Genomic DNA, 448 nt, shown 5'->3' with positions numbered 1-448 from the left:
TGAGAAGCAGTTATTTTCTATTTGTCGTCTGGACTCGTTCTTTCCTCGTACAAATTTATTATTGTTTTCTACACGCAGCCAGATTTCGACGACCGCTATTTTTCTAGTGGCCTGACTACCAGGAATGGTTTGGTCGGGATTGTTTTGGCGATGAGTTTTTATAATGCGATACACACTGGCAATACCGATGTTGAGCTTTTTGGCAATCGCAGTGCGTGTGAATCCCTGATTGATTAATTCCATTACTTCGGAGGATTTGGAACGAGCTGTTGGTTTTCGTCCTTTGTACTTGCCTTCTTGCTTTGCCCGTTGGATTCCTTCCAATTGTCTTTCACGGCGAAGATTGGTTTCAAACTCGGCAAAAACACCGAGCATATCCAAAAAAAATTTCCCTGAGGCATTGGAGGTGTCGACGGGTTGTTCCAGTGCTTTTAAATGAATCTCTTTT

Annotated in this window: 1 protein-coding gene; it reads right to left on the bottom strand. The window is 42.6% G+C overall.

Translation table 11 applies throughout. From position 1 onward, the window contains the following. Positions 1 to 448, bottom strand: a 448-nt coding sequence (locus tag Lfee_RS07330) for a recombinase family protein (protein ID WP_156413374.1), incomplete at both ends; no start/stop codon positions are given.

Origin of the sequence: Legionella feeleii (assembly GCF_001467625.1) — a bacterium.
Lineage (GTDB): Bacteria > Pseudomonadota > Gammaproteobacteria > Legionellales > Legionellaceae > Tatlockia > Tatlockia feeleii.
This window is presented reverse-complemented; position numbering and strand designations above follow the sequence as displayed.